Origin of the sequence: Pseudomonas yamanorum (genome assembly GCF_013386765.1) — a bacterium.
In the GTDB taxonomy this organism is placed as follows: Bacteria; Pseudomonadota; Gammaproteobacteria; order Pseudomonadales; family Pseudomonadaceae; genus Aquipseudomonas; species Aquipseudomonas yamanorum_A.
The window spans coordinates 267099-283300 of sequence record NZ_JACARE010000018.1 but is presented as its reverse complement, the minus strand read 5'-3'; the positions used below and the strand labels follow the sequence as shown (position 1 = coordinate 283300).

The following is a 16202-nucleotide window of genomic DNA, read 5'->3' as shown; positions in this document are numbered from 1 at the left end:
CGGTCAAATGTGGGAGCTGGCTTGCCTGCGATGAATTCAACTCGGTCTTAAGCCTTCGGCTTTTTCTTCGGCTTCAAATACTTGGTCAACCCCTGGAACCAGATCACCAGCGCCGGGTTGCCCTTGATCTGGATCGACTTGTCCTGAATCCCCGTCATGAACGCCAGTTGCTTGTTCTTCGCCTGCATCGTGGCAAAGCCGTAGGCGGCGTCTTTAAAGGCAATGGCAAACGCCGGCGCAGGATGAACACCCGAACGGCTGGTGATGCGCTGGTCTTTGACGATGAAGTGACGGGCAACCTTGCCGTCGAGGGTTTGCAGCTGGAACGCCAGGTCCTTGTCACCCAACTGCTGCTGGAACGCAGGGTTGGTGCGGCTGGCTTTGCCCATCAACAGGCCAAGCATCCAGAGAAGAAAACGAAATTTCATGCACACGGCCTCAGTGTAATTATTGAGTGGCCGCAGCAGTTTAACGATTTGTGCAAATAACGCTACCGATCTCCCGTTTTAGCAGGAGATCGGCTGGCGTTTAACGCTTATAGCAACAACTTCACTCAGACGTTAGGGCAAGGAACCGGAGCCCAGTCCGCCAGGTTTGGATCGCGGCACGTGCCTTCGATCTGCGCTTTACCGGCGCTGGCGACCTGCTTGCTTTCAGCTTGCTTGGTCTGCGCTGTCTGGATGGTTTTCTCGGTGGCGACCGCTTCTTTCGGCACGGTTGGCAACACAGGCTTCTTCGCCACTTTTACCGGCTTCTTGCCTTTGGCTGGCGTCACCACCGGCGTGGTATCGGCAGTCGCAACCGTTACTACGTCGGCACGTTGTACGCCCACTTGTTGCAGGTCCTGCTCGTAAGCCTGGGTGTAGTTGTTCAGGTCTTCGCTGGCCTTGCCGTTGACTGCCACGATCAGGTCGTTGGACTCTTTCAGGCCGGAGACAATTTCTGCCAGGCGCTTGCGGCCTTCAACGTCATTGACGGTCTTGGCCTTGCGGTCAGCCACCAGCTTGGTGAACGCGCTCTGGTAGCACTGCTGGGACGCCTTGGCGTACGCGGTGCTGCGGTCGATGTCGGAGGCGCGCTTGTTGACGTCAGTGGCGTAGGAAGCGATGCGCTGGTTGTCATCGGTGATCTGCTTCTGGCGCTCGGTGTAGTAACCCGCTGCACCGCCAGCCAGGGCGCCGCCCGCTGCGCCGATGGCGGCATTGCGGCCGCGCTTGTCGGAGTCGCCGGTCAGGGCGCCCAACAGTGCACCACCGGCGGCGCCGATAGCCGCACCGGTGACGACCGACTTGGTGAGGTCCGAATCGGTTGCGCGCAGGTGCTGCACCGGCTCGTAGCAGTTCGGGTAGTACTCGACCTTGGTGGTCGAGGCGACCTTGGAGGTCGGCGACGTTGCGCAACCGGTCAGCACAGTGCTGAAACCGGCAGCGATCAACAGCAGATGACGCTTGGAAACCGCCTTACGGGAAAAAAGCATAGGTGTGTTCTCTTTTAAGTTTGACTTGCCCAGCACGGCCCACCGCCGCCTGAGTCCCTTCCAAGCTCGCCATACAACCAACGGTCAAGACCGCTGACCGCTCGCTGCGAGCAATTCCTTCAAAATCGTTGCCGGGTCGGCCCGCTGTTGCTTGCGGTAGTTGCCCACATGGCGAACGAATAACGTCGCGCGCGTCACCAGGCTCTTGCCCAGCACCGGCTTGCGATCCAACTCTTCCTTGATCCGTTGAAACTGCGCCTGGATCACCGCATCGGTGTAGCGCGTGCCGGTGGCCAGGTTGTCGATGTAGATCGCCACCGCACCGTCCAGCGCACTGCGGCCATTGGTGATGGCCGTGGCGAACAGCTGCGCGCTGGCCTCGTCCTTGGCGTCGATGGCCTGCTGGCGGCTCTTCTGCAAATTGATCAGGCGGATGTTGTAGTTGTTGATGGTCTCGGCCACCAGGGCCGCAGACTGAATCAGGTTGCCGGCCGCCTCTTCGCGCTGCTGGGCGATCAGCGAGACGTTGCGCTTGAGCTCTTCGTTGACCAGTCCAAGTTCGGCTTGCAGGCGCGGGTCGACGCTGGCGGCGATGATGCTGTCCAGGCGTTTGGTCGGGTCCTGGGCGTCGTCGATGGCGTCGGTCAGCGAGGCCAGGCGGCCTTCTTTCTGCCACTGGACGAACAGTTCCTTGTAGCGCGAGCGCGGCGCCGACAACGCGCCAATCGCCACGCGAAAGCCGGTGGTCTCGTTGCTTTGTTCGGTGCCGTCGGCGGCGAACAACGGGTACTCGCGGCGCATGCCGGTAAACAGCGTGCCCTCGCCTTCCAGGTAGTTGCCGCCCTTGACCACAAAGCCGCCGTAGGTGCCCTGGCGACGCCCGGCGTGCACCAGCTGGAACGATTCCTGGACCATTTCCGCCGCGTTGCCGATCACATCGAACATGCCGATCGGGTTGGGCAATTTGGTGCCGATGGGCATCAACCGTGCAGCCTGGCCGGTGCCACCGGCGACCTGGTTGAATACTGCGTAATCGGCAAGCGGGCCGTCGCTTTCACTGCCTTCGGTGCGCCGCGGGAATAGCCGGCCTTCCAGGTCCTGACGGCTGACCGCCTGGCCGCCGCGTGCGGCGAACTCCCATTCCACTTCGGTGGGCAGGCGCACAAAGCCCAGGCCGCCGTCATCCGCCGAAGCGCCGCGGCCACTCACCGGGAGCAAGTCGCGGTGGTATTTCATCAGCCAGGCGCTGTACACCGCCGAGAAGCGCTCAGCCTCAAAGCGCGACAGCTTGACCTTGGGCAACCGCGCCGCCATGCCGGTGGGTACGTCGCACGCCGGGGCCGGCTCGCCGCTGGCCAGGGATTGCGCCTGGGACATGACCTGGGCGTATTGCCGGGCGGTGACTTCGTACTTGCCGATGAAGTACAGCATCGGCTTGAGCGGGGTCTTGGCGTCGGTCTTGGGCATCAGCGGGGCGATGACCTTGTTCCAGTCCTTGGGCAGGTCCTTGAGGGTGAACTGGCCGTTGATAAAGTCGCGGCGATAACCGGAAATGAACGACTGCTGGTAGCCCGCCTCGCCTTCGCTGAACGGGTAGCCGAGGCTGATCTCACGGTCGTCCAGGGTGCCTTGGGCCAGCACATAGGCGTAGCGGAACACCATGTTGCCTTCGCAGGGCAGCGGCAGGCTGACGTCGTCCGGCAACGGCTTGGGGTTGTCCAGCTTGTCGCTTGCCTCATCGGCCCAAGCCACAGTGGCCAGGGTCAGCGCCACGGCGGCGCCCAGTAACTTATACATCTCTGATTCCTTCAGAAGCCTGGATACGCGCCACACGCCAACCGCCACAGGCCGCCGCCACGGCGCTGACGCCCAGGACAGCAGCCAGGGCCAGGCCGTAATGACGCGCCAGCAGGTGACTGGCGTACTCGCCCGGCACCTGCACGAATAATTGGTTCAGGCCTGACTCTGCCAGGCCGTACAACACGCCGCTCAACACCGCGGCAAACCCTGCGCTGTAGAGCGCCTGCAACACCACGAACAGCAACAGCCCCGCCGTGGAAAAACCCAACAACCGCAGCACCGACAATTCCCGGCGCTTGCGTGCAACCGCCGCCAGCGCGCCGGCAAAGATCGCGGCAAATGCACCTGCCAGAGCCAGCCCGGCGATGATCCAGAACACGATCGACAGGTTGCGGCTCAACGACTGCACCTGGGCGATGGTCTGGGCCTGGGTCGACACCAGCACGTTCTGCCCGGCGAAATACACCCGCAGCGGCTCCACATCCACCAGGCGCCGCGCATACAAGCGGAACGCCGGGTAAACCCGCTGCTCACTCACGCCTACCACATCGCCGTCCCAGCCAAACGCCGGCACGGCGCGGCCATCGCGATAATCTTCCGCCGCCTCCAGCAAGCCCAGAGGCGCAAACAATCCATCCCGGGCGAAGGCTTCCAGCGGCAACACCTGCAGCACTTGCAGACGGGTGCGTTGCGCCTCGACCCGGCCCGCCACCTGGCGACCGAAACTCGCCTGCAGCCAATCCCCGGCCTTTGCCCCGAGCTTCTCGGCGGCGGTATGGCTCAGGACGATTTGATCCAGGCCCTTGGGCATTGGCATGCCAGCCAGCAACGGGTCGTTGTCGGCGGTGGGCAGCATCTCCACCGTGACGGCGCCCAACTGCGCCGTCGCCGCAATCTGCCGGGTGCGCGGCAAGGCAAACGCCACGTCGCCGCGCTGGCGGAGCTGCTGGACAAATTCGCTGCTGAATCGACCACCGCCCAACGGAATAATTTCCCGGGTGGCCGGGTCGTTTTCCAAACGTTCGGTCAAACTGCCAACCAGTCCATATTTCAGGCCGAATAACACCAGCAGCGGCGCGATCACGGCCACCAGCGCGAGCACCGAACACACCGACAGCCACGCATCGTTGCGGTAATCCTGCCAGGTCAGGGAGGCCACCAATGCGATACGCATCAGCAGGCCTCCCCGAGGGTGGCGGTGACGCCGCCGTCGGTGTCGCGACGGCAACTGATGCGCCGCACCTGCAAGCCGCTGGCACGGGCCAGGGGTTCGTCATGGGTGGCGATCACGCAGCAGGCGCTGTTATTCCGGGCCTGGGCCAGCAGCGCCTGCATCACCCGCTCGGCGTTCAACGGGTCGAGCGCCGCGGTGGGCTCATCCGCCAGCAACAGTTGCGGGCCGTGGGCCAGAGCCCTCGCGCAACTGACCCGCTGACGCTGGCCCACGGACAAAGCCGCCGGCTTCTTAGCCAACTGATCGGTGATCTCCAACTGCTCAGCCAACCGCGCCACGCTGCCGTCGTCCTTCAAGCCCAGCAGTTGCCGCGACAGCGCAATGTTGCCGCGCACATCGAGAAAGCCCAGCAGGCCACCGGTTTGCAGCACATAACCCAGGTGCCGACTGCGCAAATCCGCCAGCGCGCTTTGCTGATCAGCCCGCCAAAGCCCGGCGATGTCGGCACCGTTGAAATCGAACTGCCCGACCTGATCCGGCGCCAATACCAGCGCCAGCAAATCCAGCAGGGTGCTCTTGCCGCAGCCGCTCGGCCCGACCACCGCCAGCTGTTCACCCGCACGCAGTTGCAGGCCCGGAATCACCAGGCTGTAGCGCTGGGCGCCCACGCCCCGGCTCTTGTGCACCGCGCTCAGGTTCAGCATTACGGCAGCGTCGACAACGGCACGCGGTACAACGCATCGCCCGGCTCGGCATCGCCGAAACGGACCCAATTCGCCACATCGTTGTGGAAGGTTTCGTAGAGACGAATCTTCGAATCCAGCTCGTCGATAAAGTCTTCCTGCTCGGCCACGCTCAACGACAGCCACAAGTCCTGGGTCATGTTCAGCGACTTGCTGCGGTACGGCAGGCCTTCGAGGTATTCGCCGAGGATGCCGCCGTCAGCCAGGTTTCCGCCTTTTTTCAAGGCCTGTGGATCACGGCTCATATAGGCCGAGGCGCTGGCGATTTCCTGGAAGAAATCCTTCGGTGAGGTCTGGGTCTTGCGCGCCGCGTCGACGATCAGTTTCAGCGATTGCTGCAAATCGTTGAGCTGCAACTTGGTCAGCATCACGCACACCTGGAAGGCCGGCAGCGCGGTGTTGGTCAGGTCGCGGTCGGCGGTCCAGGCACTCACCAGTTGTGGCGCCTGGCTCGCGGTCTTGCGCCCGAGGAAATCCATGTGCATTGCATAACCGACGGCGGCGGACTTGTCTGCCAGGGTCGGCGCAGCGCTGAGCAGCGGCACCGGCTGCGGCGTGTTGCTGCGCACCTGATGCACCAGGTTGGCAAACACGGTACCGATCTCATCGACACGCTCGCCGAATTTGCGCACATCACCCCCCGGAACCGGCGTGTACAAATCGCCGATCTGCGGGTTGGCGTCGGCGGTCAGGGTGCGGTATTGGGTTTCGGCGCCGCTGTGGGTTTTCTTGCCGGCGTCGGTGCGCAGGTGCAGGGCGTAGATCTTGATCTGCTTGCCCAATGCCGCCTGGCGCACTTCGGCCTCGTTCATCTGGGTGGTGGCGAACGGGTCGTTCTTGCGCAACGCACCGGCGTCGGTCACCAGCAGGATCAGGCGTCCGCCGTAGCCGGACCAGTCCATGCCCTCCACCGCCTGCATCACCCCGGCGAACGCATCTTCGTTGAACGAGTGGCTGGACACGGTGGATGCCTTCACCTGCCGCGCCATGTCGAGGAAGCGTTGCGGGTCGCGGCCCTGGTCGAGGGTGATCAGGGTCTTGGCCACGTATTCCAGGCCGGGGGTTTTCTTGATGCTGTTGCGAAAGCCCACCAGGCCGAAGCTCACGCTGTCCAGCTCGCCACGTTCGGCGATGCGGGTCTGCAGCTCGTGCACCACGTCGCGCACCTGGTCGATATAGGGCTGCATCGAGACGGTGGTGTCGACCACCAGCACCACCGCGGTACGGAAGGCGTCGGCATCCGCCACGGGTGCGCGCGCAACGGCCTTGGCCACGCTGTTCGGCGTGTTGCCGGGGTCGATGGAGGCGACGTTGAGCAACTGCACCGGCTGGCCGTTCTCGTCGAAGCTCTCCTTGGAGTCGAAAATCGGCAGCAGGTAGAACTGGTTCTGTGGGACGGCGCTGGCGGTGGGTTCCAGGGCCAGCACTTGCTGGTTGTCCTCGCTGTTTTTCTGCACCTTGAGCAACAGGTTTTTTGCCGCCCCAGGGTCGGCCAGCAGCTTTTCCACTTCGGCGGATTGGCGCAGGAACATCACCGGCGCCCGGCCCGAACGCTCGGTGAACTTGAGCACCAGGCTCTGCTTCCAGTCGCTGACTTGCGCCGCCGGCAACCAGCCGTCGCTGCGCCCGTCGGTGGCGGCGCCCACACGCAGCCACGGGCTGGCGTCGATGTCCTTGCGCTGGTAGACATAGAGCACAGAGAACGCCGGCAAGCCTTCGCCCGGCGCCCCGCCCGCTTCGTGGGAAAGCTTGGCGCCCGGCTTGCTCAATACGCGCTGGAACAGGGTTTTCTTGCCAGCCATCAGCAACGGGCGTTGACCGCCGTCGGCCTCCGCGACTACAGGTTGTGCGGCTGGCGGCGTAACGGTTTTGGCAGCCTCGACAACCGGCGGCGCGGCGGCTGGCGCGTCATCTTTCAGCCACCAGTAACTCGCACCGCCAATCGCCAGCGCGACCGCCACGGCAACCGCTGCCAGCGCCAGCACCGGCCCACGGTTTTGTTCGGACACGGCGGAGTGCTGCGTCGGTGTCACTACCGATTGGCGCACCGGCTGCGGTTTATCGGTCGGGATTTCGATGGAGACCGGCGTGAGTCCAGCCAGGTCATTCGAGACTGGAACCGGAACCGGAATCGGCAAAGGCCGAATCAGCGTCGCCTCCACCTGCTCCTCCTTCGGCAAGTGGTCCAACGCCAGCAGCAACGCCGCCGCATCCGGGAAACGTTCCGCCGGGTCCTTGGCCAGCAACTTGCGCAGCACTTCCTGATAACGCCCGTGGTGCACCGGCAATTCCGGCAGCGGTTCAGTCAGGTGCGCCAGCGCCGTGGAAAGCGCATCGGTGCCGTTGTACGGCAGCTTGCCCACCAGGATTTCATAGAGCACCACGCCCAGCGCATACAGGTCGGCCCGGCCATCAATCTCCTGGCCCCGCGCCTGCTCCGGGCTCATGTAGCTCGGCGTGCCGACGGCAAACCCGGCCTGGGTGAACTGGGTGCGGTCATCCAGCGACTTGGCGATACCAAAGTCCGACAGCACCGCCGTGCCATCCGCGCGAAACAGAATGTTCGCCGGCTTCACATCGCGGTGTACCAAACCCTGGGCGTGGGCATAACCCAACGCCGAGGCGATCTGGCGGATATACGTCAGCCCCTGCTCCGGCGTCAGGCCGGCAGCGATGCGCTCCTTGAGCGTGCCGTTGGGCAGGTATTCCATGGCCATGTAATACAGCTCACCGACATTGCCGATGTCATGGATGGTCACGGTGTGCGGGTGAGACAGGCGCGCCAGGGTCTTGCCTTCACGCAGGAAGCGTTCGCAGAAGCTTGGGTCGGCCGCCAGCGCCGCGGCCATGATCTTCAACGCAACCTTGCGCTCCAGGGAGCGCTGGGTTGCCAGGTACACGCTGGCCATGGCGCCAACGCCAATCTCGCCTTCGATGTCGTAGCCGGGAATGATGATGTTCATGTCGACACCTTCACAACGATGGCGGTGATGTTGTCCGGCGCGCCGCGGTTGAGCCCCAGGTGCACCAGGCTGCGGACGATTTCATCCGGCTCGTCATGGCTCAGTACTTCGCGAATCTCGTGGTCTTCGACGGTCTTGTTCAACCCGTCGCTGCACAGCAGGTAACTGTCGCCAGGCGCGATCAACAGGTCGACCGACGACAACGCCAGCTGCGCTTCCACACCAATGGCGCGGGTGACGATATTCGCCCGTGGATGCACCCGGGCGTCGGCTTCGCTGAGCAGGCCGCTGTCCTGCAAGTCCTGCACGTAGCTGTGATCGCGGGAGATGCCTTCCAGCACGCCGTCCCGCAGGCGATACAGGCGACTGTCGCCGGCCCACAGGCAAACGCCGCGCAAGCCTCGGGTGGCGAGTAGCACCACCGTGCTGCCCATCATGGTCACGCCCCGGTGGGCGGTTTCTTCGCGCACCGCGCCATTGACCCGCAACAGGTCGCTGCGCAACGCCGCCGTGTATTCCTCAAGGGAACGGCCCACGGGCAGGCTGCGCAGGCTGTCGACGATCAAGCTGCTGACGTAATCCCCCGCCGCGTGCCCGCCCATGCCGTCGGCCACCACCCACAGGCCGTTTTCCGGCAGGTCGAGGCAGGCGTCTTCATTGACTTGGCGAACCATGCCGACATGGCTTTTGCTGGCGGATTTGAACGTGGACCGCATCTACACAACACCTTCTTGGCCGAGCAAAAATTGCGCAAAATCGCCGGCGGCAGGCAGGCCCTGACACCGCAATAAACCGGGGGAAATCTGTGGCGAGCCACGGCCCCACCACAAGCTGGCACCTTCACAGGCCAGCTCGGCGAGTGCGGTCATCCGCCCTTGCGGGTCGGTGACATCGACGCGCTGCAGGCTGGCGAAGCGGCGGCCCGACAGGCGTGGCTGGCAGGCTGGCGCACCGAGGCGGTCGATGCCGTCGCTGAACCCTTCGAACGTAGCGCCGGCATCCAGCGTGCTCAGCAGCAATTCTTCCGCCTGCTCAAACCAGGCGTCCGGGCCGCAGATGACGGAGGCCGGGTCGGTGTCGTGATCCAACAGCGCAGCCACCGTCAGCGGGAAATAGCGCCCCACCCGGTCGATGCTCGGCATCACCACGCCCACCGCCGCGTCCGGCCCGCACACACCCGGCGCCAACACGAAGCGCCACAGCGGGCTGACCAGGTAAGCGTTCAACCAGCCAGCCCCAAGGTGGTTCTGGCTGGCGAGCAATCCGGACGCCAGCCAACTGTCCCAGGGGCCGATAAAACTCTGTGGCAGCGCGCGGCTGACAAAGTCGCCACGGCTGGCCAGCTTGCCGTAGAAGCCCAACGTGGTCATAACCGCTCCGGCAGGCTGAAGCCGTTAAGCACGCGGCTCTTGAACGGGTTGAAGGCGCTGTTGGCCCGCAGCTCGTAGGAGATGCTCGCACCATCGACCCGCAGCCGCAGGTTGAAGCGGTCCGGCGAGTTGCCGGCAGTCAGGTCCGATTGCTCAAGCAGCCGGAACCAGGCCCACGGCCCGTCCAGCGTCACGCCGGAGCGCCCGCTGGCCGACGGCGGCATGATGGAAATGCGCACCACGCCAATGCTGCCGGGGTTGGGCCACTGCATCGCGACCGGGCGACTCGGGCCGTGGTCGTAGCTCAATTGTTGGCCGTCGAGGTCCAGCAGGAACTGGGTGATGGTCGCGTCCATCGCCACCGGCTTGAGTTCAAAGCGCACGATCGGCTGAGTGCCACCGGCACGGAAAAACGCATCCCGGATGGTCGCCGCCCGCTGGAAGGTTTGCAGCACGCCCGGCGCAATGCCGAGCTTCTGCGCCGCGCCCGGCTGCCAGCGCCAGGTCTGCGTGGAGGTGTCGACGTAAGGCTGCAGGTACTTGCGGAAGTAGTTGTCCATCACCCCGCCCACCCCGAAGAACTGGCCGAAGTCATCCAGCGTCGCGTCCCGCGCACTGCCGGGCGACATCGGATAACGCCCGGCCAGGGACTGGCGATACACGTTCACCACTTCGCTGACCCACGCCGCATTCAGTTGGTTACGCACCCCGCCCATCATGCTGTTGGTGGTGGAGTTGACCACCGACTTGACCATGCCCTGTACCAGCGGTGGCTGGCGTTCAGCATTCAGGCTGACCCGCGTGGCCGCCGCCGCTGCCTGGTTTTTCGCCTCGCCGAGCAGCGCATCGCCGCTGGCCCCGACCATCGCGCTGACCTGCACATACAGCGCGTTCATGTCCGCCAGCAGGCCGTCGATGGCCGCGGGTTCGCCTTCGTTCTTGCTGACGATGCTGTTGAGTTCGGCGAAGTGCGCCGTCACCGGATCTTCACTGGCCGCCGGTGCATTCGCGCTCGGCTGGTCCTGACCCAACAGGCTGCCGAGGCGCTCCTTGAGCTTGTCGACGCCGCCTTCAACCGGCGCGCCCTTGGCGGCCAGCAGGCGTTCTTCCGCCTGCAAGTCGGTCTCCTTGGAGACCGCCACCAGCAGTTTTTTCAGCGGCGAGGTCGGCCCGGATATCACCCGCAACACGTCGGCCGCCTGGGCCACGCTGGTGATCGGCACAAAGTCGATATCCGCCAACAAGGCGTCCCACTGGCGTTGATAGTCCTGGAAATACAGGCGACGCACATCGGCGGCGAGGCTGACGACATTCTGTTGATCGGCCTGTTCACGGCCCAGCACCCATTGCTCTTCAGCAAGGGTGCCGGTCTGGTTCAGGCTGGTCAGCAGGAAGCCCTGGCGATAACCCTTGGCGGTAAAGAAGCCGCTCAAGGGCTCACCCAGCGGCTTGCCGCTCTTGCGACTGAACACCAGCGCCGCATCGCGGCCCGCTGCCTCATTGATGCGGAAGTCCGGCACACCTTCGGGCAGTTTCTGGCGTTTGATCCGGTCGTACACCCGCTGGGCAACCGGCAGTTGTTGCAGTTGCCGGCGCAGGTCGTCGATCAAGCGCGGGTCGAGACGGGCGCTTGGCGGATGACGTTCGAACAAGGCCTGCAAGTGCCCGATCAGTGCCTGGCGCTGATCAGCCGGCAGGTCCCGCGGCAGGTTGCGATCCCAGTCCAGGGCGATCCAGGCCTTGATGAAGTCCGGGTCGTAATGCTCGTTATCCGCGAGCATCAGGTAGGCCTTCAAGCCTTCGTAGAGGAAGTCGGAGTTGCCGCCGCCGTGCAGTTGCTCTTCGATGCGCGTCACCAGACGGGGCGCGAACACGGCGATCAACAGCTTGCGGTAGACGCTGGCGGATTCGGCCTCAAGCATGTCGCCCTGATACAGGCCCAAGCCTTCGGACCAGCTCGGTGAGTCGCCCGCCAGGTTCTTCACGGCGTTGAGCAAGGGCAGCACCGCGAGCACTTCGCGCTGCGCCGGGCTCAGGTTCTGCACGGTCTGGCCCAGGGGCGCGACCTTCTGGTCGACCTGGGCGATATAGGCCTGGTTGGCGCGATAACTCACCCACCACAGGGTGCTCACCACCACCACCAACGCCACGGTTGCGGCCAGCACACCACGGGCAATCCACTTGCGGCGGCGCTCCACCTTCGGGTTGACGCCCACCAGGCCACGCTCGGCGAAGGCCACGGCGGTGAACAGTTTTTCGATGAAGTAGCTGCGCCCGGTGCCGGTCTGGCGCGCCAGGTGTTGGCGGTCCAGGTTCATGCTCTGGGCCATGGCGCCGATCAGGCGGTCAATCGGGCTGCCTTCCTGGGTGCCGCTGGTGAAGTACACGCCGCGCAGCAACACGCGTTCTTCGAAGGCATTGGGTTTGAACACGCCTTCGAGGAAGCCTTGCAGGCAATCCTTCAACGCGCCGAACTGCTGCGGGAAACCGTAGATCAGGTCGCGCCGCGCCGGGTCGCGTTCCTGTTGCAGGCGTTCCACCAGGCGCTCGTTGAGGCGCTGTTCCAGGCCGGCGAATTCGCTTTGCAGGTGGGCCAGCGGGCTGTCGCTGTTCTTGCCGTCGTCCAGGGCGAAGGTCATGCCCCACACCTGGGCGCGCTCTTCCTTGCTCAGGTTGTCGAAGAACTCCATGAAGCCCGGCACCAGGTCGAGCTTGGTGAGCATCAGGTAGATCGGGAAACGCACGCCCAGCTGGGTGTACAGCTCCTGGATACGCAGGCGGATCGCGGCGGCATGCGCAGCACGCTCGGCGTCGCTGCCCAGCAGCAGGTCCGAAAGGCTGATGGCGATAAACGCGCCGTCAATCGGGCGCCGGGAACGCTGCTTTTTCAGCAGGTCAAGGAAGCCCAGCCAGGCGGCTTTGTCCACCGTGGAGTTGCTGTCCTGGGTGGTGTAGCGGCCAGCGGTGTCGAGCAATACGGCCTGGTCGGTAAACCACCAATCGCAATTGCGCGTACCGCCCACGCCACGCACCGCACCCGCACCCAGTTGCGCGGCCAGGGGAAAGTGCAGCCCGGAATTGACCAGCGCGGTGGTCTTGCCCGAACCCGGCGGGCCGATGATCACGTACCACGGCAACTCATACAGGTTGCGGCGCTCGTCACCGCCCAGCTTGGCCTTTTTCAACAGGGCCAGGGCTTCGTCCATGCGCTGGCGCAGGGTCGCCAGCTCTTCGGCAGTGGCAACACTGGCAGGGTCTGGCGGGGTTTCTGCGGCGAGGCTGCGCATCACTTCGGCCGCCTGGCGGCGGGCCTGGATCACCCGGAACACGCGGTAGGCAATCCACACCGCGAACACCAGGATGATCAGCGCCCAGCGACGCCCTTCAGGCACCAGCACGTCGAGCAACGGCCCCACAAACCAGATGATCAGGCTCAAGGCGATCAGGCCCAGCAACGGGATCACCCAGCGAATCACAAAACTGAAAAACGCCTTCACTCGACCCCCTCCGCCAATACGGTGATTTCTACCCGGCGATTGCGCGCACGGCCTTCAGCGGTGGCGTTGGTCGCCACCGGCTCGGTGTCGCTGCGGCCTTCGGCGCTGAAGCGTTCCGCCTGGCCGGTCTTGGCCGCGAGAATCTCCAGCACCGACTTGGCCCGCGCCTCGGACAACGCCCAGTTGGACGGGAACCGCAGGGTGGCAATCGGACGGTTATCGCTGTGGCCGGTAACGCGCACCTGGCCCTTGACCTTGCGGATGGCGTCGGCGATGCGCAGCATCAGCGGCTGGAAGTCATCGACGATGCTGGAGCTGGCCGAGGCGAACAGTTCGTCGCCACGGATGGTCACCACCGAACGGTCGACGGCATCTTCCACCGCGACGCGGCCGGCCTTGATGTCTTCCACCAGGAAGCCCGCCAGGCGTGGCCGCTCGATGATTTTCGGCTGGGCTACCGGACGGTCGATGGCCTGCACCGGGATCTCGCCCAGGGCATGAATGTTCTTGAATACCGGCTCGGCATCCGACGCCAGTTTCATCCGCAACCCGAACAGCAACGCCAGCAGCAGCGCCACGCCGATGGCCACGGCGATCCACGGCGGCATGAATTGCGCCAGGCGATCACGGGCCACGGTCACGCCGCGCCAATGGGGCGACAGCTCGCGCTCATGCTCGCCACGGGCACTGCGAATCGCCGCCGCGGTGCGCTCACGCAGGGCTTCCAACTGGCTGCGGCCGTCGTTCATCACGCGGTAGCGGCCTTCGAAACCCAGGCACAGGCACAGGTACAACAGCTCCAGCAGGTACAGGCGTTCGCGCGGGCTTTGCAGGCAGTGATCCAGCAACTGGAAGACCTTTTCGCCGCCCCAGGCTTCGTTGTGCACGGTGATCAACAGGCTCTGCTTGCCCCAGTCACTGGCACTGCCCCACGGGGTGCTCAGCACCGCTTCATCGAGGGCGGTGCACAGCGCGTAACGCGCCAGCAGCACGTCATTGCGCGCCACGCCGGCCGCCTCGGCACGCTCTTCGAACTGGCGCAGGTAGGCCAGCAACTGCGCACGCAGGCTCGACGGCGCTGGGTGCGAGATCGTATTGCGCAGGCGGGTCAGCAGCGACAGCAGCGGGCCGGCGGCGCTTTCCAGCGGGTTCAGGCCTTGGGCCTTGCCGGTCAAAATCGGTGCGGCAGGCATCGACAGCGGCGCCGGCTCTGCACGAACAGGCTCCGGCGCGCGGCCACCCGGGCGCGGCATGAACTGGGTGCGGTCATCGTCATTCGGATGCATCGCGGATTATCCTCGGATGGCCCAGAAAGCCAGGTTCAACCCCGGGAACTGGCCGGCGATGTGGAACGCAAAACCACCGGAGTTGCTCAGTTGCTGCCAGTGCTCGCTGCCCCGGTCCAGCTCGTAGTAGGTGGAGCCTGCGTGGTACGGAATCTGCCGTGGCGCCACCGGCAACGGCAGCAGGCCAATGCCCGGCAGTTGCAGGTTGACCAGGTCGCGGATGTGTTCCACCGAGCCGACTTTGCTTTGCTGGCCGAAGCGCGCGCGCAGGGTTTCGCCGGGCACGTCGGCGCGCACCACCAGGATGAAACTGGCGCTGTCGATCAGGGTTTTGTCGGCCAGCATCGCCACGTGCACGCCGTAGGCTTTCTCGACAATCGGGATCGGCGTGGCCTTGCTGTCGATCAGCATCGACAGTGCTTCACGCAGGGCCTGCATCACCGGGGTGAAGCTCAGGCTCAGGTCGTCGTGCTGGTATTGCGGGTATTCCTGGGGGCGGCGACCACTGGTGGAGAAGGTGGAGAACTCGCCGGCCAGGCTCACCAGTTCGCTGAAGAACCGTTCCGGATGAAGGGGGCTCAACTGGCTCAGGTGCTGGATCAGCGGTTGGGCGCGGTTCACCAGTTGCAGCAGCATGAAGTCGGCAATCTCTGAAGCGCCACCGGCACCGGACGCCACCACGCGCCCGGCCAATGCTTCACCGCGCTGGTGCAGCAGGCCCAGCAGCTCGCTGCGAAACGCAGTCAGCGGTTTGCTGGCGGTCACGTCGAGTACCGGCGGGATGTAACTGTCGTCCAGCACCAGCGCGCGGTCGGCGCGTTTTTCCTTGATGCGCACCAGGCCGATGGCGGCGTAATCGCTGATGCCATCCTGGGCGGTCAACAGGCGCAAGGCGCGGGAGCCGACCGCCACGGGCGCGCGATTTTCGAAGGGCGCGTTGTCGTCGCGCACTTCGCGCACCTGGCTGACGTAGCGCGCCGCCTCCAGGGCTTCGCCTTCGTCGACGGTGTCGCGGGCGCCGGCACGCTTGAGGGGCAACGCCAGGTAGACCAGTCCGTCACGCAGGTGCTCGTCGATGTTCAGCGGGCTCGGCGCCAGGTCATCCTGGGGGATATTGAACGGTGTGCCGTCGGGCAACAGGCCACGCGCCGAGACGATCGCCAGCTTGCCCTGGGCCAGCAGGCCCTGGTCGATCAACAACTCGGAGAAACCCCAGGCCCCCGCCGACAACGGGCGACTGCGCGCATCGATCAGGTTTTCCAGGTAACGGTCATGCTGCTGGAAGTGCTGCGTTCCGATGAACATGCCTTCCGACCAGACCACGCGATTGTTCCAGGACATGGGGGCTCCGATTCTTATTGGGCAGGGCTGGAGGGGGGAGCCACGACGTCGGCACGCACCGCATGCACATCGAGGCTGATCTGGTATTCGGTGTACTGACGCGCAGGCACATTCAGTACGGTGCGCCACTCGGCGCGGTCCAGTTCGCGATAGCCCACCAGCAGGCCGATCTGGCGGGTGGACGGGTCGAGGTCGCGCTGAACGCTCAATTGCTGGCCGGGCTGGATCACCACTTCGTCCTGGTCGAGCAGGTCGAGGCCGAGGGTCGACTGGGCGCGATCGGCCAGGGCGAAGTAATCGGAACGGCTGAAGGTGGCGGCGTTTTTCAGTTCGAAAATCCGCACCCGCACCGGGGCTGCCTGGCCATTGGAACCGGGGTTGAGCCCGGAGATGGCGTGAAAATGCAGCTCGACGGCGGCGGTGTCGGCCTCAGCCTCGGGGGCCTCGGGTTTGGCTGCGTCCTTGGCACACGCCGTCAGCAGAAACGCTGTAGCGGCTGCGAGTAAAAACCTGGGAATCATCCTGCGTCCTCAATGACGTACTTAGCTATC

At 64.7% G+C, this 16202-nt stretch carries 12 protein-coding genes; all 12 read right to left on the bottom strand.

The genetic code is table 11. From position 1 onward, the window contains the following. Positions 1 to 47 precede the first annotated feature (47 nt). The 12 genes from HX875_RS14595 to tssJ all read right to left on the bottom strand — a co-directional run bounded on the left by HX875_RS14595 (position 48) and on the right by tssJ (position 16172). The gene (locus HX875_RS14595) at positions 48 to 428 is read right to left on the bottom strand and encodes a hypothetical protein (protein ID WP_010168229.1); all 381 of its coding nucleotides are present in this window, start codon (positions 426 to 428) and stop codon (positions 48 to 50) included. Positions 429 to 553: 125 nt separating this feature from the next. Then, a complete protein-coding gene (tagQ, locus tag HX875_RS14590) occupies positions 554 to 1477 on the bottom strand; it encodes a type VI secretion system-associated lipoprotein TagQ (protein ID WP_010168230.1) in 924 nt (307 codons plus the stop codon). Between the two features lie 84 nt (positions 1478 to 1561). Continuing rightward, the gene (locus tag HX875_RS14585) at positions 1562 to 3274 is read right to left on the bottom strand and encodes a formylglycine-generating enzyme family protein (protein WP_177043704.1); all 1713 of its coding nucleotides are present in this window, start codon (positions 3272 to 3274) and stop codon (positions 1562 to 1564) included. Next, on the bottom strand, positions 3267 to 4451 hold the full coding sequence (locus HX875_RS14580) for an ABC transporter permease (protein ID WP_177043703.1): 1185 nt from the start codon (positions 4449 to 4451) through the stop codon (positions 3267 to 3269). The genes HX875_RS14585 and HX875_RS14580 overlap by 8 nt, the downstream gene beginning before the upstream one ends. After that, a complete protein-coding gene (locus HX875_RS14575) occupies positions 4451 to 5155 on the bottom strand; it encodes an ABC transporter ATP-binding protein (RefSeq protein ID WP_177043702.1) in 705 nt (234 codons plus the stop codon). The genes HX875_RS14580 and HX875_RS14575 overlap by 1 nt, the downstream gene beginning before the upstream one ends. Further along, the gene (locus HX875_RS14570) at positions 5155 to 8157 is read right to left on the bottom strand and encodes a serine/threonine-protein kinase (RefSeq protein WP_177043701.1); all 3003 of its coding nucleotides are present in this window, start codon (positions 8155 to 8157) and stop codon (positions 5155 to 5157) included. The genes HX875_RS14575 and HX875_RS14570 overlap by 1 nt, the downstream gene beginning before the upstream one ends. Beyond that, positions 8154 to 8873 (bottom strand): PP2C family protein-serine/threonine phosphatase, encoded by a 720-nt coding sequence (locus HX875_RS14565; RefSeq protein ID WP_177043700.1) that lies wholly within the window; start codon positions 8871 to 8873, stop codon positions 8154 to 8156. Before HX875_RS14565 ends, HX875_RS14570 begins: the two co-directional genes overlap by 4 nt. After that, on the bottom strand, positions 8874 to 9527 hold the full coding sequence (gene tagF / locus HX875_RS14560; RefSeq protein ID WP_177043699.1) for a type VI secretion system-associated protein TagF: 654 nt from the start codon (positions 9525 to 9527) through the stop codon (positions 8874 to 8876). It abuts the gene before it with no gap. Continuing rightward, complete coding sequence (gene tssM / locus HX875_RS14555; protein ID WP_177043698.1) at positions 9524 to 13024, bottom strand: type VI secretion system membrane subunit TssM; 3501 nt, start codon at positions 13022 to 13024, stop codon at positions 9524 to 9526. The genes tagF and tssM overlap by 4 nt, the downstream gene beginning before the upstream one ends. After that, positions 13021 to 14310, bottom strand: a complete 1290-nt coding sequence (locus tag HX875_RS14550) for a DotU family type VI secretion system protein (RefSeq protein WP_063033833.1) — start codon at positions 14308 to 14310, stop codon at positions 13021 to 13023. Before HX875_RS14550 ends, tssM begins: the two co-directional genes overlap by 4 nt. A 6-nt stretch (positions 14311 to 14316) precedes the next feature. Next, positions 14317 to 15651, bottom strand: coding sequence for a type VI secretion system baseplate subunit TssK (tssK, locus tag HX875_RS14545; protein ID WP_177043697.1), 1335 nt, complete (start codon positions 15649 to 15651; stop codon positions 14317 to 14319). 14 nt (positions 15652 to 15665) lie between these two features. Beyond that, the gene (tssJ, locus tag HX875_RS14540; RefSeq protein ID WP_177043696.1) at positions 15666 to 16172 is read right to left on the bottom strand and encodes a type VI secretion system lipoprotein TssJ; all 507 of its coding nucleotides are present in this window, start codon (positions 16170 to 16172) and stop codon (positions 15666 to 15668) included. Positions 16173 to 16202: the final 30 nt, after the last annotated feature.

What these genes read in the sequence shown, in the direction of transcription:
- HX875_RS14595 (WP_010168229.1), bottom strand. Translation starts at nt 428, where the DNA reads ATGAAATTTCGTTTTCTTCTCTGGATGCTTGGCCTGTTGATGGGCAAA.
- tagQ (WP_010168230.1), bottom strand. Translation starts at nt 1,477, where the DNA reads ATGCTTTTTTCCCGTAAGGCGGTTTCCAAGCGTCATCTGCTGTTGATC.
- HX875_RS14585 (WP_177043704.1), bottom strand. Translation starts at nt 3,274, where the DNA reads ATGTATAAGTTACTGGGCGCCGCCGTGGCGCTGACCCTGGCCACTGTG.
- HX875_RS14580 (WP_177043703.1), bottom strand. Translation starts at nt 4,451, where the DNA reads ATGCGTATCGCATTGGTGGCCTCCCTGACCTGGCAGGATTACCGCAAC.
- HX875_RS14575 (WP_177043702.1), bottom strand. Translation starts at nt 5,155, where the DNA reads ATGCTGAACCTGAGCGCGGTGCACAAGAGCCGGGGCGTGGGCGCCCAG.
- HX875_RS14570 (WP_177043701.1), bottom strand. Translation starts at nt 8,157, where the DNA reads ATGAACATCATCATTCCCGGCTACGACATCGAAGGCGAGATTGGCGTT.
- HX875_RS14565 (WP_177043700.1), bottom strand. Translation starts at nt 8,873, where the DNA reads ATGCGGTCCACGTTCAAATCCGCCAGCAAAAGCCATGTCGGCATGGTT.
- tagF (WP_177043699.1), bottom strand. Translation starts at nt 9,527, where the DNA reads ATGACCACGTTGGGCTTCTACGGCAAGCTGGCCAGCCGTGGCGACTTT.
- HX875_RS14550 (WP_063033833.1), bottom strand. Translation starts at nt 14,310, where the DNA reads ATGCATCCGAATGACGATGACCGCACCCAGTTCATGCCGCGCCCGGGT.
- tssK (WP_177043697.1), bottom strand. Translation starts at nt 15,651, where the DNA reads ATGTCCTGGAACAATCGCGTGGTCTGGTCGGAAGGCATGTTCATCGGA.
- tssJ (WP_177043696.1), bottom strand. Translation starts at nt 16,172, where the DNA reads ATGATTCCCAGGTTTTTACTCGCAGCCGCTACAGCGTTTCTGCTGACG.